This window comes from Mycobacterium sp. NGS49 (genome assembly GCF_059812565.1).
Genome location: NZ_JCALCX010000002.1, coordinates 299940 through 322086 on the forward strand (window position 1 = coordinate 299940; position 22147 = coordinate 322086).

The following is a 22147-nucleotide window of genomic DNA, read 5'->3' on the forward strand; positions in this document are numbered from 1 at the left end:
GCGGCCGCCCGGGGTGAGGAATCCGGAACGCCCCGGCGACGGTGCGGCGCAACGAAGGGCCGAGCGGAAGCCGGGCAATCGAATGGAGTGATTGGTGCCCGGTCGTATCGAGATCGACGACGTTCAGCCCGTGGTCTCGTGTGGTACGTATCCCGCCAAGGCAGTAGTCGGTGAGGTGATACCGGTCAGCGCCGCGGTATGGCGCGAGGGGCACGAGGCCGTAGCGGCGACATTGGTCGTGCGGTACCTGGGTACGCGGTACCCACAGGTCGCCGAGGTCCGCGGAACGAAGGCGGGGCTGACCACCGAGCAGGAAGCGGCGGTCGCCGAACGGGTGAAACCGCGGCACTTCCCGATGGCCACCGGGCTGGAGCCGTTTGTGTTCCACGGACAATTCGCACCCGATCGGGTGGGATTGTGGACTTTCCGGGTAGACGGGTGGGGTGACCCGATCCATTCCTGGCGTCATGGCCTGGTCGCCAAACTCGATGCGGGCCAGGGCGAGAAGGAACTCAACAACGACCTGCTGGTGGGCGCCGCGCTTTTCGAGCGCGCCGCCACCGGCGTGCCACGCCAGCAGCGTCGCCCGTTGCTCGACGCCGCCGCCGCCTTGCGTGAGCCCGGCGATCCGTTGACCCGCACCGCGTTGGCTCTAGCGCCCGAAATCGAAGAACTGCTGGATCAGTTCCCGTTGCGCGAACTCGTGACGCGCGGCCAGCAGCACGGCGTCTGGGTGGACCGGCCGTTGGCCCGCTTCGGCTCGTGGTACGAGTTCTTTCCTCGTTCCACCGGCGGCTGGGACGCCGACGGCCACCCGGTGCACGGCACCTTTGCCACCGCCGCGAAGACACTCCCCCGGATCGCCCAGATGGGCTTCGACGTGGTGTACCTGCCGCCCATCCACCCGATCGGCAAGGTGCACCGCAAAGGCCGCAACAACAACCCCACCGCGACGCCCGGCGATGTGGGTTCGCCGTGGGCAATCGGCAGCGACGAGGGCGGCCATGATGCCGTCCATCCCGCGCTGGGCACGATCGATGACTTCGATGACTTCGTCTCGGCAACAAAAGAATTAGGCATGGAAGTGGCGCTGGACCTGGCGTTGCAGTGCGCCCCGGACCATCCTTGGGCACGTGCGCACCGGCACTGGTTCACCGAGCTGCCCGACGGCACCATCGCCTATGCGGAGAATCCGCCGAAGAAGTACCAGGACATCTACCCGCTCAACTTCGACAACGATCCCGCCGGGCTCTACAACGAGGTACTGCGCGTAGTCCGGCATTGGATTGACCACGGCGTCAAGGTTTTTCGGGTCGACAACCCGCACACCAAGCCGCCGGACTTCTGGGCCTGGCTGATCGGCCAGGTCAAGGCCGCCGACCCGGATGTGTTGTTCCTGTCCGAGGCTTTCACCCCGCCGGCCCGCCAGTACGGACTGGCGAAGCTCGGCTTCACCCAGTCCTACAGTTACTTCACCTGGCGCACGGCGAAGTGGGAGCTGACCGAGTTCGGCAACGACATCGCCAGACTCGCCGACTTCCGCACTCCCAACCTGTTCGTGAACACCCCGGACATCCTGCACGAGGTGCTCCAGCACCACGGCCCGGGCATGTTCGCCATCCGCGCAGTGCTGGCGGCGACGATGAGTCCGGCCTGGGGGGTGTACTCAGGTTACGAGCTTTTCGAGCACCGGGCGGTGCGGGAAGGCAGCGAGGAATACCTGGACTCGGAGAAGTACGAACTGCGCCCCCGCGACTTCGCGGGCGCGCTGGCCGAAGGTCGGTCACTGGAGCCGTTCATCACTCGGCTCAACGAAATTCGCCGGCTGCATCCGGCGCTGCAGCAGTTGCGCACCATCCACTTCCACACCATCGAGAACGACGCACTGCTGGCCTACAGCAAGTTCGACGCGCAGACCGGTGACTGCGTCTTGGTGGTGGTGACGCTCAATGCGTTCGGGCCGGAGGAAGCGACGTTGTGGTTGGACATGGCGGCGTTGGGCATGGAGCCCTACGACCGGTTCTGGGTGCGCGACGAGGTCACCGGCGAGGAATACCAATGGGGGCAATCCAATTACATCCGCATCGACCCGGGCCGAGCAGTCGCCCACATCATCAACATGCCGCTCATACCCGAAGAATCCCGAATCACGCTGCTGCGCAGGAGGTGAGCGCAAGTGAATCGCACCGATGAACTCGCTGGAACGCATCTGGCACCCGATCCTGCCGAACTGGCCAGCCTGACGGCGGGTACGCAGCACAACCCGCACGGCCTCCTGGGCGCCCACGAATACGGTGACCACACCGTCGTCAGGGCCTTCCGCCCACACGCGGTCAGCGTCGTCGCACTGGTCGGCGAGAACCGATTCCCGCTGCAGCACATCGACTCCGGCCTGTTCGCCGTCGTGTTGCCGTTCGCCGACCTCATCGACTACCGACTCGAAGTGACCTACGACGGGTCCGAACCCCACACCGTCGCCGACGCCTACCGGTTTCTGCCGACGCTGGGCGAAGTCGACCTGCACCTGTTCGCCGAGGGACGCCACGAGCGCCTCTGGGAGGTGCTCGGGGCCCACCCCCGGGTTTTCACCACGCCCGACGGTGTGGTTTCCGGGGTCTCGTTTGCGGTGTGGGCCCCGAACGCCAAGGGCGTCAGCCTGATCGGTGACTTCAACGGCTGGACCGGTAACGACGCACCGATGCGGGTGCTGGGTTCCTCCGGGGTCTGGGAATTGTTCTGGCCCGACTTTCCGGTCGGCGGGCTCTACAAGTTCCGCGTACACGGCGCCGACGGTGTGGTTTCCGATCGTGCCGATCCGTTCGCCTTCGGTACCGAAGTGCCGCCGCAGACCGCGTCGCGGGTGACGGTCAGCGACTACACCTGGAACGACGAGGAATGGCTCGAGCGGCGCGCCCAACTCAACCCGGTGTTCGCGCCGATGAGCACCTACGAGGTGCACCTCGGATCGTGGCGTCCCGGGCTCAGCTACCGGCAGCTCGCCGAACAACTGACCGAATACGTTGTGGAACACGGTTTCACGCACGTCGAGTTGCTGCCCGCCGCCGAGCATCCCTTCGGCGGATCGTGGGGCTATCAGGTCACGTCGTACTATGCGCCCTCGTCCCGCTTCGGCACCCCCGACGAATTCCGGGCACTGGTCGACGCGCTGCACCAGGCCGGCATCGGCGTAATCGTGGACTGGGTACCGGCACACTTCCCCAAGGACGCCTGGGCGTTGGGGCGGTTCGACGGGACTCCGCTCTACGAACACTCCGACCCCAAGCGCGGTGAGCAATTGGACTGGGGCACCTACGTTTTCGATTTCGGTCGCCCAGAAGTGCGTAACTTCCTGGTGGCCAACGCGTTGTACTGGCTGCAGGAGTTTCACATGGACGGCCTGCGGGTGGACGCCGTCGCATCGATGCTCTACCTCGACTACTCGCGCCCGGAGGGCGGCTGGACCCCCAACATCTACGGTGGACGAGAAAACCTCGAAGCGGTGCAATTCCTGCAGGAGATGAACGCCACCGCGCATAAAGCGGCACCCGGGATCGTCACCATCGCCGAGGAGTCCACCTCGTGGCCCGGTGTCACTCGGCCGACCAGCCTTGGTGGCCTTGGCTTTTCGATGAAGTGGAACATGGGCTGGATGCACGACACGCTCGACTACTTCAGCCGCGACCCGATCCATCGCGCCTATCACCACCATGAGATGACGTTCTCGATGCTCTACGCGTTCAGCGAGAACTATGTACTGCCGCTCAGTCACGACGAGGTGGTGCACGGCAAGGGCACGCTGTGGGGGCGAATGCCGGGCGACAACCACGCCAAGGCGGCCGGGCTGCGCAGCCTGCTGGCGTATCAGTGGGCGCACCCGGGCAAACAACTGCTGTTCATGGGCCAGGAATTCGGCCAGCGCGCCGAATGGTCCGAGGAGCGTGGCCTGGACTGGTGGCAGCTCGACGAGCAAGGTTTCTCCAACGGCGTCCTGCGTCTGGTGCGCGACATCAACGGGATCTACTCGAGTCACCCGGCGCTGTGGAGCCGGGACACGGTGCCCGAGGGCTATTCGTGGATCGATGCCAACGACTCGGCCAACAACGTGCTCAGCTTCCTGCGCTATGGCAGCGACGGCTCGGTGCTGGCCTGTGTATTCAACTTCTCCGGCGCCGAGCACAGCAATTACCGGTTAGGCCTGCCCCTGGACGGCCGGTGGCGGGAGGTACTGAACACCGACGCCACCGTCTACAACGGCTCGGGCAAGGGAAACCTCGGCGGCGTGGACGCCACTGACGATCCCTGGCATGGGCGCCCGGCGTCCGCGGTGCTGGTGTTGCCGCCCACCTCGGCGATCTGGCTGGAACCCGCCTGAACCGGGCCCGTCGCCCAGGGCTCGCTAGTACAAGGCGTTGGCGAGGTTGCGGCGCCCGGCGATGACTTCGGGGTCGGCGGGGTCGAAGAGTTCGAACAACTCGATGAGCCGGGTACGCACCTTGCTGCGGTCGTCACCGGATGTCCGGCGCACCAGCGCGATCAGGCGATCGAACGCCCCGGCCGCATCCTGATTGAGAATCTGGGTGTCGGCGGCGGCGAAGGCGGCCTCGATGTCGTCAGGTGCCGCGTCGGCTACCGCAATGGAATCGTGCGGCTGTGCAGTGGCTCGAGTGAGGAATTCGATCTGGCGGATGGCCGCCTTCGCTTCGACGTTGGCCGGGTTGGCGTCCAGAACCGCCTGGTAGGACTGTTGGGCCGCATCGAAGTCACCGGCCTCGAGTTGCCGGCGCGCTTGGGCAACGACGGGATCGACTTCCTCCGGTTGCCCGGAGCCGGACGGACCTTTGAGTTTGCCGGCCGTGGCGTCGACCAGCGAGTCGATCCAGCGCCGCAACTGATCGGCGGGCTGTGGACCCTGGAAACTTGAAACCGGCTGCGCCGCAGCCAGTGCCACCACGGTCGGGACGGCCTGCACGCCGAAGATCCGCGCGATACCGGGTGCGGCGTCGACGTTCGCGGCCGCCAGCGCCCAGGTGCCGTTGTCGTCAGCGGCCAGGCCGGACAGCGTCTCGAGCAGGTCGACGCACACCTCGCTGCGGGGCGACCACAGCAACACCACCACGGGAATCTCGTCGGACCGGTTGATCACCTCGTCCTCGAAATTGGCCTCGGTGACCTGGATGATCTCCGGGCCACCCGGACCACCGGGGCCACCGCGCTCGCCCGCAGATCCCTGCGGCGGCGCACTGGCCTTCTGCTGGGCGCGCTGTTTGAGACCGGACAGGTCGACCGCACCGGCCAACGCAGGCCCGATCGAGGGTCGGGGTCGTGTCACGCCGTCAAGTCTGTCACGCCGGTGCGATCCGCCTGCGGCCACCTCCTAAGCCGGGAAAGAGTGACCGGAATTCATCCGGGCCGGCCGGTGAGCGCCCGATATGACCAATCTCACAGTAAGCCCGACAGTAGGCGTCTCGGCGCCCGTCAGCAAATTCGCCGGCGCTCCCGCCGCGGTGACCGGTTATCCGGCGCGCAGGATCAGCGCGTCGCCCTGTCCGCCGGCCCCGCACAGCGCCGCCACCCCGTAGCCCGACCCGCGCCGCGCCAGCTCCAGCGCCACGTGCAGCGTGATGCGTGCGCCCGACATTCCGATCGGATGCCCGACGGCGATCGCACCGCCGTTGACGTTGACGATCTCCGGATTGACGCCGAGTTCTCTGGTAGAGGCCAGAGCCACCGCCGCAAAGGCTTCGTTGATCTCCACGACATCGAGCTGGTCGACCGAAATGCCTTCGCGGCCGAGCGCCTTCTTGATGGCATTGGCGGGCTGGGACTGCAGCGTGGAGTCCGGCCCGGCCACCACGCCGTGCGCACCGATCTCGACCAGCCAGGTCAGGCCCAGCTCCTGGGCCTTCTCCTTGTTCATGACGACCACCGCGGCCGCGCCGTCGGAGATCTGCGACGCCGAGCCGGCCGTGATGGTGCCGTCCTTGCGGAAAGCGGGCTTGAGGCCGGCCAGCGAGTCGGCGGTGGTGTTGGCCCGGATGCCTTCGTCCTCGCTGAACTGCAATGGGTCGCCCTTGCGCTGCGGGATCTCCACCGGAACCACCTCGTCTGCGAACACGCCGTCTTTCCATGCGGCAGCGGCCTTTTGGTGCGACTGCGCCGCGTATTCGTCCTGCTCCCGGCGGGTGAACATGTCGACGTCGTTACGCTGTTCGGTCAGGGCGCCCATCGGCTGGTCGGTGAAAACGTCGTGCAGACCGTCGTAGGCCATGTGGTCGAGCACCGTGACGTCGCCGTACTTGTAACCGGCCCTGCTGTCCATCAGCAGGTGCGGCGCCTTCGTCATCGACTCCTGGCCGCCGGCGACCACCACGTCGAACTCACCGGCGCGAATCAGCTGGTCGGCCAGGGCGATGGAGTCAATTCCGGACAGACACATCTTGTTGATGGTCAGGGCCGGGACGTCCCAGCCGATCCCGGCTCCCACGGCGGACTGGCGCGCCGGCATCTGCCCCGCGCCCGCGGTCAGCACCTGCCCCATGATCACGTACTCGACCAGCGAAACCGGCAGGTTGGCCTTCTCCAGGGCGGCCCTGATCGCGATGGCACCGAGGTCGCTGGCACTGAAGTCCTTCAGCGAACCCATCAACTTGCCGATGGGCGTCCGAGCCCCAGCAACGATCACCGACGTCGTCATGAAACCTCCTAAGCGGCACGGGAACGGCTGATCGGGCCAACCCGGGGAAGCGGATTCTTCCCTATGAGGTTACCGTTGTGTAATGACGACCGATCAAGTTGACGCCCGTCCCACGTTGGCTACGTCACTGGTGACCGGACTCGATCACGTCGGCATCGCGGTCACCGACCTGGATGCGGCAATCGCGTGGTACAACGACCACCTCGGCATGATCCTGGTGCACGAAGAGATCAACGACGACCAGGGCATTCGCGAAGCCATGCTGACGGTCCCGGGCACCAGCGCACAGATTCAGCTGATGGCGCCGCTCGACGAGGACTCGGTGATCGCCAAGTTCATCGACAAGCGCGGACCGGGCATCCAGCAGCTCGCCTGCCGGATCAGGGACCTGGATGCGATGTGCGAGCAGTTGCGCTCCCAGGGCGTGCGGCTGGTCTACGAGACCGCCCGGCGCGGGACCGCGAACTCCCGCATCAACTTCATCCACCCCAAGGACGCCGGCGGGGTGCTGATCGAGCTGGTCGAGCCGGCCCACTAGGCCGATCGGTCCATCAGGACCATTTTCGGGTGGGGCCACGGTTGGCGCGGTTGGCCCAACACGGCGTGTGCCAGTGCCGTCGGTCCTCCATCGCCTCCGGTATGCCCACTCGCCAAGCCACCACATGCGCAGTGCCGGCACGGATTTCGTGGTCACACCCCGGACAGCGATAGGTCTTGACGGCACGAGCGCCCGGAATCCGCCGGACCTCGTAGTCATAGCCGTCCGCTCCGGCTTCGACGCGACTCGGTAGCCGCAACGAATCCCGGGGTGGCTGTTTCCGACGCCGAGACATTTCAGAACAGCCGGTACTCGTCGCTGTCCATTCCCCGCATCTTGTCGTAATCCAATATCAGACAACGGATTCCACGATCAGTTGCCAGAGTGCGAGCCTGCGGCTTGATCTGCTGCGCGGCGAATACACCCTTGACGGGCGCCAGTACGGTGTCCCGATTGAGCAACTCCAGATAGCGGGTGAGCTGCTCGACGCCGTCGATCTCGCCTCGGCGCTTGATCTCCACGGCAACCGAGCCGCCCTTCTCGTCGCGGCACAACAGATCGACCGGCCCGATCGCGGTCATGTACTCGCGGCGCACCAGCGTGTATCCCTCGCCGAGCAGTTGAACGTGCTCGGCGAGCAACGCCTGCAGGTGGGCCTCGACCCCATCCTTGACCAGACCCGGATCCACGCCCAGATCGTGGCTGGAGTCGTGCTCGACAGCCTCCACAGTGATGCGCAGCTCTTCCCCGGCCCTGTTCTCGACCACCCACACCGGGCCCGGCTCCTCGGTGACCCGGCACGGTGGGCTCATCCAGTTCAGCGGCTTGTACGCCCGGTCGTCGGCGTGGACGCTGACCGAACCGTCCGCCTTGAACAACAGCAGGCGACGCGCGGACGGCAGATGCGCGGTGAGCCTGCCGACGTAGTCGACCGTGCACTGGGCGATGACTAGACGCACCCGATCACCTTAAAGCGTGCCTTCGGCGGTGCAGGCCCCGACTTTGTGCCGCAGATGCTGTCTTGCTACGCAGGTGAAGAACTAGGCTGACGCCACCATGTCGGACGAAGAGGTCCCAACGACGAGCACCGCGCAGCGCCTGGGCCGGGTCCTGGAAAGACTGACCCGGCAGAGCGGCCGTCCGGACACCCCCGCCTACGGTTCCTGGTTGCTCGGGCCTGTCTCCGAGAGCCAGTCCCGCCGGCGGCTGCGCATGAAGCTGATCGTCAACATCTACAACCTCCTGGCGAATGTGACCGGCATCGGGGTCACCGCGTTGATCCTGAGCTTCGGTTTTCCCACCCCCAACATCTACCGGGATGCACCGCGGTGGGTGACCTTCGGAGTCGTACCGACATACAACGTGCTTGCGCTTACGCTCGGCACGTTCTGGATCAGCAGCCGAATCATCACCGTATCCACCCGGTGGGCGATCGAGGATCGCGAACCCAGTGTGGCCGACGCACGCAACGTCTTGATGGCCCCGTTCCGGGTGTCGTTGGTGCACATCGCTTTGTGGGATCTGGGCGCGATTGTGATGGCTGCCCTGTACGGGATGTCCAACCGGTTGTTCATCCCGATAATCCTGGTCACTGTCACCATCTGTGGCGTGATGGTGGCCACGAACAGTTACCTGTTCACCGAATTCGCCCTGCGTCCCGTGGCCGCGCAAGCCCTTCGGGCCGGTCGCGCGTCGCGACGCTCCGCACCGGGAGTCATGGGCCGGACGATGACGGTCTGGACGCTGGGCTCCGGCGCCCCGCTCGCCGGGATCGCGTTGCTGGCGCTGTTCGCCTTGCTGGTCCGGGATCTGACGGAGACCCAGCTCGGCGTGGCGGTCCTGATCGTTTCCGTGCTCTCGCTGGTCTTCGGTTTCCTGGTGATGTGGATCATGTCGTGGCTGACCGCCACCCCCCTGCGGACGGTACGCGCGGCGCTCAAGCGGGTCGAGGAAGGTGACCTGCGCGGCGATCTGGTGGTGTTCGACGGGACCGAGCTCGGCGAGCTGCAGCGCGGTTTCAATGCCATGGTGAGCGGGCTGCGGGAGCGCGAACGGCTACGGGACCTCTTCGGTCGCCACGTGGGGCGCGAGGTCGCGGCCGCCGCCGAACGTGAGCGGCCCAAACTTGGGGGTGAGGAACGCCACGTCGCCGTCGTCTTCATCGACATCGTCGGCTCCACCCAGCTGGTCCGCAGCAGGCCGCCCGCCGAGGTCGTCCACCTGCTGAACCGGTTCTTCACGATTGTCGTCGCCGAGGTCGACCGAAATCACGGGCTGGTCAACAAGTTCGAGGGAGACGCGTCGTTGGCGATCTTCGGGGCCCCCAATCGGCTCGAGTGTCCGGAGGACGCCGCGCTGGCCGCCGCGCGGGCCATCTCGGCGCGGCTGGCAAACGAAATGCCCGAGTGCAAGGCCGGAATAGGCGTGGCCGCCGGGAAGGTCGTGGCGGGCAATGTCGGCGCCAACGAGCGCTTCGAGTACACCGTGATCGGCGAGCCCGTCAACGAGGCGGCCCGGTTGTGCGAACTGGCGAAGTCACGGCCCGGCAAGTTGCTGACCAACTCGACAACAGTGCAGAGCGCAAGCGAAACAGAGCGTGGCCGTTGGTGTTTGGGCGAGACGGTGACGCTGCGCAGCCACGATGAACCGATCCGGCTGGCGCAGCCCTGCTGAAGCGGTGCCCGTCCGGGGCGGCCGGGCACACCCAACTCAGCGCAATCCCGATCCGACGAATTAGGCTGACGCCACCATGTCGCCAAACAAGGCCCCCAGGAAAAGCGTCGCGCAGCGTCTGGGCCGAGTCCTCGAGCGGGTCACCCGCCAGAGCGGTCGGCTGCCGGATACCCCCGCGTACGGTTCCTGGCTCCTGGGGCGCGTAGCCGAAGACCAACACCGCCGGCGGGTCCGCATCCAGGTCATCATGACCGTGCTCATCGTGACGGCGAACCTGATCGGCATCGCGGTCGCCGTGCTGTTGGTGACGGTCGCGGTTCCGGTCCCCAGCGTGTTCGACGACGCCCCCCTGTGGGTCTCGTTCATCGCGGTCCCCGCCTACATCGTGGTCGCGTTGGTGGTCGGTGCCTACACGATCACCCGGGGCACGGTCGAAGGGCTGCGCTGGGCCATCGAGGAACGCAGGCCGACCGATCGGGATGAACGCAACACCTTCATGGCCCCCTGGCGGGTCGCGATCGGCAACCTCGTGCTGTGGGGAATCGGGGCGGTGCTGCTCACCGTGCTCTACGGCATGGCCGACACATTGTTCATCCCTCGCTTTCTGGTCTCGGTGAGTTTCTGCGGCCTGCTGGTGTCCACCGGCAGCTACCTGCTCACGGAGTTCGCCCTGCGGCCGGTGGCCGCCCAGGCGCTGGAAGCCGGTCCGCCGCCACGACGACTGGCACCGGGAATCATGGGCCGGACGATGATGGTGTGGCTGCTCGGTTCGGGCGTGCCCGTCGTCGGCATCGGCCTGCTGGCCATCTTCGAGATGGCGTTGAAGAACCTGACCCAGACCCAGTTCGCGGTCGGGGTGCTGATCATCTCGGCGGCAACGCTGATCTTCGGATTCATCCTGTTGTGGATCCTGGCCTGGTTGACTGCAACGCCGGTTCGGGTGGTTCGTGCGGCGCTCAAGCGGGTCGAGCAGGGTGACCTGCGTGGCGATCTGGTGGTCTTCGACGGAACTGAACTCGGGGAATTGCAAAGGGGTTTCAACGCCATGGTCGACGGGTTGCGCGAGCGCGAACGCGTCCGCGACCTTTTCGGCCGGCACGTCGGTCGCGACGTGGCCCTGGCCGCCGAACGCGAGAAGCCCAAGCTCGGCGGCGAGGAACGCCACGTCGCCGTCATCTTCATCGACATCGTCGGCTCGACGAAGCTGGTGACCAGCCGGCCGCCGGCGGAGGTAGTCGCCCTGCTCAACCGGTTCTTCACCATCGTCGTCGAGGAGGTCGACCGCCACCACGGCCTGGTCAACAAATTCGAGGGAGACGCGTCGCTGGCGATCTTCGGCGCACCCAATCACCTGGACTCCCCGGAAGACGAGGCGCTGGGCGCCGCACGGGCCATTGCCGACCGTCTGGCCGACGAGATGCCCGAACTGCAGGCAGGAATCGGGGTGGCGGCCGGAACCGTCGTCGCCGGCAATGTGGGCGCGAAAGAGAGGTTCGAGTACACGGTGATCGGCGAGCCGGTCAACGAGGCCGCCCGGCTGTGCGAACTGGCGAAATCCCGGCCCGGCAAGTTGTTGACCTCGGCGCCGACCCTGGAAGGGGCTGGCGACGACGAGAAGGCAAGATGGTCGTTGGGCAGATACGTGAAGCTTCGAGGACACGACCAGCGCACGCGGCTGGCCTCACCAGTCGAACCTGCCACCCTGCGTAAATAGCCTCGCCAACCGGGAATGGCTGGCACAAAGCGTCGCAGCAAAGTGTTTTTCGACTCCCCCGGGCGCGGTCATCCCACCGCTAGAGTGGCGAACCGGAGGCCTACGCGCGGCCATCGCAGCTTCGTGTGCGGCCAAGCCGCGTTGGGCCCGCCATAACGATGACTCAGTCCTCGCCGTCAATGTCTTCGCGCCGCTGGCCGCGCAGGCTGTCCCTGTCGCTGGCCGTCGATATCCAAATCGATTACCGGACAGCTAGTTTCGGCCAGGTTGGTGTCTGTCGGGCGTACTTTCGGAGAAATCGGCACGCAGTTGACCGGGTCAGCATCATCGGCTCTGCCGGGCTGGGCAGCAGGCGTTTTTCGGGTGCGCGCGCCGGCGAGGCGACGCGGCCCCGGATACCCGGCGCGCGGCGTTGCGCAGCGGGCATACGCCGACCTCGCCTCAGGCACCTACCGGTCCGCTGAGCACCCTTCCACTATCTACAGCGGATAATTCCGGGGCGAGGCCACCATTTCATCGCCGGCGACCTAGTTGGCGGGCAGCCGCATTGGACTGCCTGGCCCCCTACCATCGACGGGTGGCGGCCTGTTGGGAGTTTGGCTTGCCGTCGGAGTGCCAGGTGCGGATCGCCCGCCGCACATTGATGTCGGTTTTCCGCCAGTGTTGTCGGCGCGAGGGTGTAACTGTGGAAGCGTGCACGAGGATTTCGAACGCTGTTACCGGGCGGTCCAGGCCAAGGACGCCCGGTTCGACGGCTGGTTCGTGATCGCGGTCCTGACCACCCGGATCTATTGCCGGCCCAGTTGTCCGGTGCGGCCGCCGTTCGCCCGTAACGTGCGATTCCTCCCGACCGCCGCGGCGGCGCAGCGGGCAGGTTTCCGGGCCTGCAAGAGGTGCCGCCCCGACGCTTCGCCGGGCTCTCCGGAGTGGAACGTGCGCGGCGACGTCGTTGCGCGGGCGATGCGCCTGATCGCCGACGGCACGGTGGACCGCGAAGGGGTGACCGGCCTGGCGACACATCTCGGATACACGGCCCGCCAGCTGGAGCGGTTGCTGCACGCTGAGGTCGGTGCCGGGCCGCTCGCGCTGGCCCGCGCTCAGCGGATGCAGGCCGCCCGGGTGTTGATCGAGACCACCGACCTGCCGTTCGGCGATGTGGCATTCGCCGCCGGGTTTTCCAGCATCCGACAGTTCAACGACACCGTTCGAGCGGTGTGCGACAGCACCCCGTCGCTGTTGCGCAAGAAGGCGGCCGCCCGATTCGGCCCTGTCACGTCGGCGGGAGTGCTGTCACTCCGGCTGCCGGTCCGCACGCCGTTCGCCTACGAAGGCGTGTTCGGCCACCTCGCTGCCACTGCCGTGCCGGGCTGTGAGGAGGTCCGCGACGGTGCTTATCGGCGTACGCTGCGGCTGGCCTGGGGCAATGGCCTGGTCTCCCTGAGTCCGGCACCCGACCACGTGCGGTGTGTGCTGGTCCTGGACGACTTCCGCGACCTGGCCACCGCGACCGCGCGCTGTCGGCGTCTGCTGGACCTCGACGCGGACCCCGAAGCGGTGGTCGAGGCGCTCAGCGCCGACCCGGAGTTGGGACCGGTCGTCACCAAGGCGCCGGGCCAGCGCATTCCGCGCACGGTCGACGAAGCCGAACTGGCCGTGCGGGCGGTTCTCGGGCAGCAGGTTTCGACCAAGGCCGCCCGCACCCACGCCGGCCGGCTCGTTGCGGCGTATGGGCGGCCGGTGCACGACGGCGTCGGCACGCTGACCCATACCTTCCCGTCCGTCGAGGAACTCGCCGACATCGATCGGGTTCACCTCGCCGTCCCCCGGTCGCGACAGCGCACGGTGAGCGCGTTGATCGACGCACTAGCCGACGACAGACTTACCCTGGACACCGGCTGCGACTGGACCCGGGCGCGTCGGCAACTGCTGGAACTGCCGGGGATAGGGCCGTGGACGGCGGAAGTGATCGCTATGCGCGGCCTGGGGGACCCCGACGCGTTTCCGGCCAGCGATCTCGGTCTCAGGCTCGCCGCAAAGCAACTCGGACTGCCCACCCACGAACGGACGCTGGTCGAGCGCAGCGCCCGGTGGCGGCCCTGGCGGTCCTATGCCACCCAGCATCTCTGGGCCACCCTCGAGCACCCGGTCAACCAATGGCCACCCCAGGAGGTCGCATGATTTACTACCGCACTATCGACAGCCCGATCGGTCCGCTGACCCTGGCCGGGCGAAATGGAATCCTGACCAATCTGCGGATGGTCGATCAAACCTACGAACCGAGTCGTGCCGGCTGGGTGCTGGACGACGACGCGTTTCCCGAGGCGGCGCAACAGCTCGATGCGTATTTCGCCGGGGATCTGTGGGAATTCGATGTCGAACTCGATTTGCGCGGCACGGAATTTCAGCGACGAGTATGGCAGGCACTGCTTACCATTCCCTACGGCGAAACCCGTTCTTACGGACAAATCGCCGACCAGATCGGTGCTACCGGTGCCGCGCGCGCCGTCGGACTGGCCAACGGGCACAACCCGGTCGCCATTATCGTGCCGTGCCATCGCGTCATCGGGGCGGCCGGAAAGTTGACCGGATATGGCGGCGGCCTCGATCGCAAACAGACTCTGCTGAATTTGGAGCGGCGGCGGGCGCCGGCAGACCTGACATTGTTTGACTAGGGCCGGGCGGGCGCAATGCGGGTAGGCCCGGAATGCAAAAACACCCCCAAATTAATGGGGGTGTTTTTGTGTATGTTCGGCGGTGTCCTACTTTTCCACCCGAAGAGGGCAGTATCATCGGCGCTGACAGGCTTAGCTTCCGGGTTCGGGATGGGACCGGGCGTTTCCCTGTCGCTGTGGCCGCCGTAACTCTATTTAAATTTGTGTTTGGTGGCGGGATGCGGTGTAACTCGACCGTTGGTCGAGGAACGAATAGTGGTTGCGATTGGTTGTGTTGGTAAGTTTTCGGCCGGTTAGTGCCAGTTCCCTGCACCCATTACTGAGCTTCCAGGTCTGGCCTATCAATCCAGTGTTCTGCTGGGGGCCTTATCCCTCCTAGAGGGTGAGAAACCTGATCTTGGAGAAGGTTTCCCGCTTAGATGCTTTCAGCGGTTATCCTGTCCGAACGTAGCTATCCAGCGGTGCCCCTGGTGGGACAACTGGTGCACTAGAGGTTCGTCCGTCCCGGTCCTCTCGTACTAGGGACAGGTTTCCTCAAGTTTCTGACGCGCGCGGCGGATAGAGACCGAACTGTCTCACGACGTTCTAAACCCAGCTCGCGTGCCGCTTTAATGGGCGAACAGCCCAACCCTTGGGACCTGCTCCAGCCCCAGGATGCGACGAGCCGACATCGAGGTGCCAAACCATCCCGTCGATATGGACTCTTGGGGAAGATCAGCCTGTTATCCCCGGGGTACCTTTTATCCGTTGAGCGACACCCCTTCCACTCAGAGGTGCCGGATCACTAATCCCGACTTTCGTCCCTGCTTGACTTGTAGGTCTCGCAGTCAAGCTCCCTTGTGCATTTACACTCAACACCTGATTGCCGTCCAGGTTGAGGGAACCTTTGGGCGCCTCCGTTACATTTTAGGAGGCAACCGCCCCAGTTAAACTACCCACCAGGCACTGTCCGTGAACCGGATATACGGTTCGACGTTAGGAGTCCAATACGATCAGAGTGGTATTTCAACAACGACTCCACCTCAACTAGCGTCGAAGCTTCACAGTCTCCCACCTATCCTACACAAACCGTACCGAACACCAATACCAAGCTATAGTGAAGGTCCCGGGGTCTTTTCGTCCTGCCGCGCGTAACGAGCATCTTTACTCGTAGTGCAATTTCGCCGAGTCTATGGTTGAGACAGTTGAGAAGTCGTTACGCCATTCGTGCAGGTCGGAACTTACCCGACAAGGAATTTCGCTACCTTAGGATGGTTATAGTTACCACCGCCGTTTACTGGGGCTTAAATTCTCCGCTTCACCCTTACGAGTTAACGGGTCCTCTTAACCTTCCAGCACCGGGCAGGCGTCAGTCCGTATACATCGTCTTGCGACTTCGCACGGACCTGTGTTTTTAGTAAACAGTCGCTTCTCACTGGTTTCTGCGACCGGCTTCCGCTCCCACCGAAAAGGTGTTCACGATGTGCCGGCCCCCCTTCTCCCGAAGTTACGGGGGTATTTTGCCGAGTTCCTTAACCATAGTTATCTCGTACGCCTTGGTATTCTCTACCTGACCACCTGTGTTGGTTTGGGGTACGGGCCGTGTGTGAACTCGCTAGAGGCTTTTCTTGGCAGCAGAGGATCACCGAATTCGCCTCAATCGGCTATGCGTCACCTCTCAGGATTAATGAGCGACGGATTTGCCTATCGCTCTCCCTACGGGCTTGCCCCAGTATTACCACTGACTGGTACGGCTACCTTCCTGCGTCACCCCGTCGCTTGACTACTACCAACCGGGGTCCCACGCAGCCGGTCACCGTCGCACCCCGAAGGGATTGATCAGCGACCATTTGGGTGGTTAGCACAATTGATTCATCACGGGCGCGCACACACGGGTACGGGAATATCAACCCGTTGTCCATCGACTACGCCTGTCGGCCTCGCCTTAGGTCCCGACTCACCCTGGGCGGACTGGCCTGGCCCAGGAACCCTTGGTCTTTCGGCGGGCAAGGTTCTCACTTGCCTATTCGCTACTCATGCCTGCATTCTCACTCCCCCACCCTCCACCATCCATTACCAGATGGCTTCGCTGAATGAGGGACGCTCCCCTACCCACACCTACTTACGTAGATGTGCCGCGGCTTCGGCGGTGTGCTTGAGCCCCGCTACATTATCGGCGCACAATCACTTGACCAGTGAGCTATTACGCACTCTTTCAAGGGTGGCTGCTTCTAAGCCAACCTCCTGGTTGTCTCTGCGACTGCACATCCTTTTCCACTTAGCACACGCTTTGGGGCCTTAGCCGGCGATCTGGGCTGTTTCCCTTTCGACGTACGGAGCTTATCCCCCGCCGTCTCACTGCCACGCTTGACACCACGGCATTCGGAGTTTGGCTGACGTCAGTAACCTAGTAGGGCCCATCGGCCATCCAGTAGCTCTACCTCCGTGGTGAACCACGCAACGCTGCACCTAAATGCATTTCGGGGAGAACCAGCTATCACGGAGTTTGATTGGCCTTTCACCCCTACCCACAGCTCATCCCCTCAGTCTTCAACCTAAGTGGGTTCGGGCCTCCACGCGGTCTTACCCGCGCTTCACCCTGGCCATGGGTAGATCACTCCGCTTCGGGTCCAGAACATGCCACTACACCCCTTACGGGGATACGCCCTATTCAGACTCGCTTTCGCTGCGGCTACCCCACACGGGTTAACCTCGCGACATGTCCCTGACTCGCAGGCTCATTCTTCAAAAGGCACGCCATCACCCCACGAGGAGGCTCTGACGGATTGTAGGCGCACGGTTTCAGGTACTCTTTCACTCCCCTCCCGGGGTACTTTTCACCATTCCCTCACGGTACTAATCCGCTATCGGTCATCGAGAAGTATTTAGGCTTACCGGGTGGTCCCGGCAGATTCACAGCAAATTCCACGGGCTCGCTGCTACTCGGGAGATTGATCAAGGCAGGTGTCGAGTTTTCGCGTACCGGGCTCTCACCGTCTGCGGCAGACCGTCCCAGGCCACTTCCGCTAACTACGACACTTTTTTACTGCCTCCCAGCCAGGTAGAGCTGAGAAGATCATTCCCACAACCCCGCACACACAACCCCTACCCGGTATCACATGCATGCGGTTTAGCCTTTTCCGCGTTCGCTCGCCACTACTAGCGGAATCACAATTGTTTTCTCTTCCTACGGGTACTGAGATGTTTCACTTCCCCGCGTTACCTCCCGCACCCTATATATTCAGATACGGGTAACACGACATAACTCGTGCTGGGTTTCCCCATTCGGAAATCCTCGGATCAACGCTCGGTTGACAGCTCCCCGAGGCATATCGCAGCCTCCCACGTCCTTCATCGGCTCTCGATGCCAAGGCATCCACCATGCGCCCTTAGACACTTACAAACACTACAAAAACCAAAGAATAAAATTGCACAAAAAGAACACGTTGCCGCGGACGACAACGCATACATTTTGATGCTCGCAACCACTATCCAATTCTCAAACACCACACCCCACCACCAAGATGGAGGGACAGCACCCGAGGGTGTTGCCTCAGGACCCAATAGTGTGTCTGGCTCGCTTGTTGTCGTGCACCCGGTCTTCGTCCACTACAGACGATGACCCCTCACGGCTTGCACCCCACCAATTGGGATGCTTCTCGTGGTGCTCCTTAGAAAGGAGGTGATCCAGCCGCACCTTCCGGTACGGCTACCTTGTTACGACTTCGTCCCAATCGCCGATCCCACCTTCGACAGCTCCCTCCCAAAGGGTTAGGCCACTGGCTTCGGGTGTTACCGACTTTCATGACGTGACGGGCGGTGTGTACAAGGCCCGGGAACGTATTCACCGCAGCGTTGCTGATCTGCGATTACTAGCGACTCCGACTTCACGGGGTCGAGTTGCAGACCCCGATCCGAACTGAGACCGGCTTTAAAAGGATTCGCTTAACCTCGCGGCATCGCAGCCCTTTGTACCGGCCATTGTAGCATGTGTGAAGCCCTGGACATAAGGGGCATGATGACTTGACGTCATCCCCACCTTCCTCCGAGTTGACCCCGGCAGTCTCTCACGAGTCCCCGGCATTACCCGCTGGCAACATGAGACAAGGGTTGCGCTCGTTGCGGGACTTAACCCAACATCTCACGACACGAGCTGACGACAGCCATGCACCACCTGCACACAGGCCACAAGGGAACCGACATCTCTGCCGGCGTCCTGTGCATGTCAAACCCAGGTAAGGTTCTTCGCGTTGCATCGAATTAATCCACATGCTCCGCCGCTTGTGCGGGCCCCCGTCAATTTCTTTGAGTTTTAGCCTTGCGGCCGTACTCCCCAGGCGGGGTACTTAATGCGTTAGCTACGGCACGGATCCCAAGGAAGGAAACCCACACCTAGTACCCACCGTTTACGGCGTGGACTACCAGGGTATCTAATCCTGTTCGCTCCCCACGCTTTCGCTCCTCAGCGTCAGTTACTGCCCAGAGACCCGCCTTCGCCACCGGTGTTCCTCCTGATATCTGCGCATTCCACCGCTACACCAGGAATTCCAGTCTCCCCTGCAGTACTCAAGTCTGCCCGTATCGCCCGCACGCTCACAGTTAAGCCGTGAGATTTCACGAACAACGCGACAAACCACCTACGAGCTCTTTACGCCCAGTAATTCCGGACAACGCTCGCACCCTACGTATTACCGCGGCTGCTGGCACGTAGTTGGCCGGTGCTTCTTCTCCACCTACCGTCAATCCGAGAAAACCCGGACCTTCGTCGATGGTGAAAGAGGTTTACAACCCGAAGGCCGTCATCCCCCACGCGGCGTCGCTGCATCAGGCTTTCGCCCATTGTGCAATATTCCCCACTGCTGCCTCCCGTAGGAGTCTGGGCCGTATCTCAGTCCCAGTGTGGCCGGACACCCTCTCAGGCCGGCTACCCGTCGTCGCCTTGGTAGGCCATCACCCCACCAACAAGCTGATAGGCCGCGGGCCCATCCCACACCGCAAAAGCTTTCCACCACAGGACATGTGTTCTGTGGTCCTATTCGGTATTAGACCCAGTTTCCCAGGCTTATCCCGATGTGCAGGGCAGATTACCCACGTGTTACTCACCCGTTCGCCACTCGTGTACCCCGAAGGGCCTTACCGTTCGACTTGCATGTGTTAAGCACGCCGCCAGCGTTCGTCCTGAGCCAGAATCAAACTCTCCAAACAAAAACCCCTCGCGAACGAGGTGAATTCACTATCAGAGAAAATCTGATCTAACAAAACGACACCAAAACTGGCATCAATAAATTGCGACCACACCCTCCACACGGGGGGTGTCAGGTGTAGTCAAAAAAACAACAACAAAACAATTCACCAAACACACTATTGAGTTCTCAAACAACACTTCTCGCTATGTTTTCGCCCGTTTCGGGGCAACCCTGCCAGCTTAATACAGATCCGGCAGGAGAGTCAAGCCCTGGTTTCGATCAACTTCTTGGGGAGGTGATCGCGCCGATCGGGCGTGACTCCGTTACTGTACCCGCTCGATCTCGGCTCCCAAAATCGCCAGGTTCTCCACGAAGAGCGGGTAGCCGCGGTCGATGTGGAAAACGTCGTGGACCTCGGTGTCTCCGTCGGCGACCAGACCCGCGAGGACCAGGCCGGCGCCGGCCCGGATGTCCGAGCACCACACCGGCGCGCTGGACAGCTGAGGCAGACCGCGCACCACGGCATGGTGTCCGTCGGTGCGGGCGTCCGCGCCCAACCGGATCATCTCCTCGACGAACCGGAAGCGAGCCTCGAAGACGTTCTCGGTGATCATCGAGGTGCCGTCGGCGATCGAGGCGAGCGCAATCGCCATGGGCTGCAGGTCCGTGGGGAATCCGGGGAACGGCAACGTCGCGACGTTGACGGCTTTCGGCCGCTCGTACTGGACGACCCGGAAGCTGTCGTCGGTCTGAGTGACGGTGGCCCCCGCGTCATGCAGCTTGTGCAGCACCAACTGCAGATGCGACGGGTCTATTCCCGTGACCGTGATGTCGCCGCGGGTCATCGCCGCGGCGATACCCCAGGTAGCGGCCACGATGCGATCGCCGATGACGCGGTGCTCGGTCGGGTGCAGCCGTGGCACACCGGTGATGGTCATGGTGGGCGAGCCGGCGCCTTCGACCTGCGCGCCCATCTGGTTCAGCATCGTGCACAGGTCGACCACATCCGGTTCGCGCGCCGCGTTGTGGATGGTGGTCACGCCCTCGGCCACCACCGCGGCCATCAAGATGTTCTCGGTGGCCCCCACGGACGGGAATTCCAGCTGAATCTCGGCTCCGCGCAACGCATCTGCCTGCGCAACCACACAGCCGTGCTCGATGTTGCACTGTGCGCCGAGCTGCCGCAGGCCCGCTTGATGCATGTCCAGGGGGCGCGATCCGATCGCGTCTCCGCCCGGCAGGGCCACCCTGGCCTTCTTGCATCGACCGACCAGCGGCCCGAGCACACACACCGAGGCCCGGAACTGGCGCACCGCGGCGAAGTCGGCGTCGTACTTGGGTTCATCCGGTGAGGTGATGCGGGCGACATCGCCGTCGAGTTCGACGGTCGCGCCCAGGCCCCGCAAGACCTCGGCCATCAGCGGTACATCGAGGATGTCGGGACAGTTGGTGATGGTGCTGGTTCCCTCGGCCAGCAGCGTCGCGGCCATGAGTTTGAGCACGCTGTTCTTGGCGCCCCCAACAGCGACTCTGCCTGACAACCGGTTACCACCAGTCACCACGAATCGCTCCGCCACCCGGGTCAGTCTAGTGAAGCCGCATCGCCTTGTCAGTCAGCCGAGCCGCATCGGGGTGGTGGATGCCGGGTACCGTTTGCCCATGGCAGTCCATCTGACCCGCATCTATACCCGTACCGGCGACGACGGCACGACGGGGTTGAGCGATTTCTCACGAGTGGCCAAGACCGACGCGCGACTGGTGGCCTACGCGGACTGCGACGAAGCCAACTCGGCGATCGGCGTCGCCGTCGCGCTGGGCTCGCCCACCGACCAGATCGCTGACGTGTTGCGGCAGATCCAGAACGACCTCTTCGACGCCGGGGCGGACCTGTCGACCCCGGTGATTGAAAACCCCGAGCATCCGGCGCTACGCATCACCCAGGCCTACATCGATCGGCTCGAGCGCTGGTGCGACACTTACAATGAAGCCCTGCCGGCGCTGAATTCCTTTGTGCTGCCTGGCGGTTCGCCACTTTCGGCACTCTTGCACGTGGCCCGCACCGTGGTCCGGCGAGCGGAGCGAGCGGCGTGGGCCGCCGTCGAGGCCTATCCCGACACGGTCAGTGCACTGCCCGCGAAGTACCTGAATCGCCTTTCGGATCTACTGTTCATCCTGTCGCGGGTGGCCAATCCGGACGGCGACGTGTTGTGGCGCCCGGGTGGCGGCGCCGCTACCTGAGATTCACACGCTGCGGCGACGGGCGCGCGGCGACGGCCGCGACTCCAGCCAGGACTGGAAGGCGGTCAAAGCGCCTCGGTCTAAGGCGATTTCGTATCCCAACCGGCGCTCCTGGGTGTTGTCACGCAGTTCCAGCACCACGATCTCGTCGGTCATGATGTCGAATTCGTCGCCGCGCGGCGCCCGCCTCGCGACGACCTCCACCCCGCGGCGGCTCAGCCGGCGATCCGGCCACAGTCGCAGGCTGGACAGGCGGTAATACGCCGCCTCACCACCTCGATAGCGGATCACACCGTGACGCCAGCCGTGACCGCCCACCGCGGGTATGTCGCGCATGATCGCGGCCGTTCCGCCCCGGCGCAGTTTCCACAACCGGAAACTCAGGGCGAGGACGGCGGCTCCCAGCAGGACAACGAGCACGACCATGCCGACCATGGACGCGCTCATCGGCGA

At 63.9% G+C, this 22147-nt stretch carries 14 protein-coding genes and 3 rRNA genes; 8 read left to right on the forward strand and 9 right to left on the reverse strand.

All coding sequences use genetic code 11. The features are described from left to right. Positions 1-94: 94 nt before the first annotated feature. Together AC5Y7D_RS03330 and glgB are read left to right on the forward strand one after the other, a co-directional pair. Complete coding sequence (locus AC5Y7D_RS03330; protein WP_499921520.1) at positions 95-2170, forward strand: alpha-1,4-glucan--maltose-1-phosphate maltosyltransferase; 2076 nt, start codon at positions 95-97, stop codon at positions 2168-2170. 6 nt (positions 2171-2176) lie between these two features. Continuing rightward, on the forward strand, positions 2177-4372 hold the full coding sequence (gene glgB / locus AC5Y7D_RS03335; protein ID WP_499921524.1) for a 1,4-alpha-glucan branching protein GlgB: 2196 nt from the start codon (positions 2177-2179) through the stop codon (positions 4370-4372). Between the two features lie 24 nt (positions 4373-4396). Here glgB and AC5Y7D_RS03340 read toward each other — a convergent pair whose 3' ends face one another. Together AC5Y7D_RS03340 and AC5Y7D_RS03345 are read right to left on the reverse strand one after the other, a co-directional pair. Further along, positions 4397-5329, reverse strand: coding sequence for a tetratricopeptide repeat protein (locus tag AC5Y7D_RS03340; protein WP_499921528.1), 933 nt, complete (start codon positions 5327-5329; stop codon positions 4397-4399). A 183-nt stretch (positions 5330-5512) separates the two neighbouring features. Beyond that, a complete protein-coding gene (locus tag AC5Y7D_RS03345; RefSeq protein WP_499921532.1) occupies positions 5513-6694 on the reverse strand; it encodes an acetyl-CoA C-acetyltransferase in 1182 nt (393 codons plus the stop codon). Positions 6695-6776: 82 nt separating this feature from the next. Between AC5Y7D_RS03345 and mce the strand changes: the two genes are divergently transcribed. Continuing rightward, the gene (mce, locus tag AC5Y7D_RS03350; RefSeq protein ID WP_499921538.1) at positions 6777-7232 is read left to right on the forward strand and encodes a methylmalonyl-CoA epimerase; all 456 of its coding nucleotides are present in this window, start codon (positions 6777-6779) and stop codon (positions 7230-7232) included. Between the two features lie 13 nt (positions 7233-7245). Here mce and AC5Y7D_RS03355 read toward each other — a convergent pair whose 3' ends face one another. Continuing rightward, positions 7246-7527, reverse strand: a complete 282-nt coding sequence (locus AC5Y7D_RS03355) for an Rv1322 family protein (protein WP_499921542.1) — start codon at positions 7525-7527, stop codon at positions 7246-7248. A gap of 1 nt (position 7528) precedes the next feature. Next, positions 7529-8191 (reverse strand): endonuclease NucS, encoded by a 663-nt coding sequence (gene nucS / locus AC5Y7D_RS03360; protein ID WP_499921546.1) that lies wholly within the window; start codon positions 8189-8191, stop codon positions 7529-7531. Between the two features lie 97 nt (positions 8192-8288). Here nucS and AC5Y7D_RS03365 point away from each other — a divergent pair, with 97 nt between their 5' ends. The 4 genes from AC5Y7D_RS03365 (at position 8289) to AC5Y7D_RS03380 (ending at position 14291) form a co-directional block, all read left to right on the forward strand. Then, positions 8289-9905: an adenylate/guanylate cyclase domain-containing protein gene (locus AC5Y7D_RS03365; protein ID WP_499921550.1), complete on the forward strand. Its 1617-nt coding sequence runs from the start codon at positions 8289-8291 to the stop codon at positions 9903-9905. A 76-nt stretch (positions 9906-9981) separates the two neighbouring features. Next, the gene (locus tag AC5Y7D_RS03370) at positions 9982-11619 is read left to right on the forward strand and encodes an adenylate/guanylate cyclase domain-containing protein (protein WP_499921553.1); all 1638 of its coding nucleotides are present in this window, start codon (positions 9982-9984) and stop codon (positions 11617-11619) included. A gap of 693 nt (positions 11620-12312) precedes the next feature. Beyond that, complete coding sequence (locus AC5Y7D_RS03375) at positions 12313-13797, forward strand: AlkA N-terminal domain-containing protein (RefSeq protein WP_499921555.1); 1485 nt, start codon at positions 12313-12315, stop codon at positions 13795-13797. Next, positions 13794-14291 (forward strand): methylated-DNA--[protein]-cysteine S-methyltransferase, encoded by a 498-nt coding sequence (locus tag AC5Y7D_RS03380; protein WP_499921557.1) that lies wholly within the window; start codon positions 13794-13796, stop codon positions 14289-14291. The genes AC5Y7D_RS03375 and AC5Y7D_RS03380 overlap by 4 nt, the downstream gene beginning before the upstream one ends. A 74-nt stretch (positions 14292-14365) precedes the next feature. On the opposite strand, the gene rrf is transcribed toward AC5Y7D_RS03380, so the two are convergent. The 4 genes from rrf to murA form a co-directional block, all read right to left on the reverse strand. Next, a 5S ribosomal RNA gene (rrf, locus tag AC5Y7D_RS03385) occupies positions 14366-14479 on the reverse strand. A gap of 85 nt (positions 14480-14564) precedes the next feature. Further along, a 23S ribosomal RNA gene (locus AC5Y7D_RS03390) occupies positions 14565-17673 on the reverse strand. 272 nt (positions 17674-17945) lie between these two features. After that, positions 17946-19475: ribosomal RNA gene (locus AC5Y7D_RS03395) — 16S ribosomal RNA — on the reverse strand. Together the 16S, 23S and 5S rRNA genes form the textbook arrangement of a ribosomal RNA operon. Positions 19476-19779: 304 nt before the next feature. Then, complete coding sequence (murA, locus tag AC5Y7D_RS03400; protein WP_499921560.1) at positions 19780-21033, reverse strand: UDP-N-acetylglucosamine 1-carboxyvinyltransferase; 1254 nt, start codon at positions 21031-21033, stop codon at positions 19780-19782. Between the two features lie 82 nt (positions 21034-21115). Between murA and AC5Y7D_RS03405 the strand changes: the two genes are divergently transcribed. Then, positions 21116-21694: a cob(I)yrinic acid a,c-diamide adenosyltransferase gene (locus AC5Y7D_RS03405; RefSeq protein ID WP_499921565.1), complete on the forward strand. Its 579-nt coding sequence runs from the start codon at positions 21116-21118 to the stop codon at positions 21692-21694. 3 nt (positions 21695-21697) lie between these two features. On the opposite strand, the gene AC5Y7D_RS03410 is transcribed toward AC5Y7D_RS03405, so the two are convergent. Then, a complete protein-coding gene (locus tag AC5Y7D_RS03410; protein ID WP_499921569.1) occupies positions 21698-22141 on the reverse strand; it encodes a DUF2550 domain-containing protein in 444 nt (147 codons plus the stop codon). Positions 22142-22147 lie beyond the last annotated feature (6 nt).

Bases quoted from the DNA above. Each gene is read 5' to 3' on its own strand.
- AC5Y7D_RS03345 (WP_499921532.1), bottom strand. From the start codon at position 6,694: ATGACGACGTCGGTGATCGTTGCTGGGGCTCGGACGCCCATCGGCAAG.
- mce (WP_499921538.1), top strand. From the start codon at position 6,777: ATGACGACCGATCAAGTTGACGCCCGTCCCACGTTGGCTACGTCACTG.
- AC5Y7D_RS03355 (WP_499921542.1), bottom strand. From the start codon at position 7,527: ATGTCTCGGCGTCGGAAACAGCCACCCCGGGATTCGTTGCGGCTACCG.
- AC5Y7D_RS03365 (WP_499921550.1), top strand. From the start codon at position 8,289: ATGTCGGACGAAGAGGTCCCAACGACGAGCACCGCGCAGCGCCTGGGC.
- AC5Y7D_RS03370 (WP_499921553.1), top strand. From the start codon at position 9,982: ATGTCGCCAAACAAGGCCCCCAGGAAAAGCGTCGCGCAGCGTCTGGGC.
- AC5Y7D_RS03380 (WP_499921557.1), top strand. From the start codon at position 13,794: ATGATTTACTACCGCACTATCGACAGCCCGATCGGTCCGCTGACCCTG.
- AC5Y7D_RS03405 (WP_499921565.1), top strand. From the start codon at position 21,116: ATGGCAGTCCATCTGACCCGCATCTATACCCGTACCGGCGACGACGGC.
- AC5Y7D_RS03410 (WP_499921569.1), bottom strand. From the start codon at position 22,141: ATGAGCGCGTCCATGGTCGGCATGGTCGTGCTCGTTGTCCTGCTGGGA.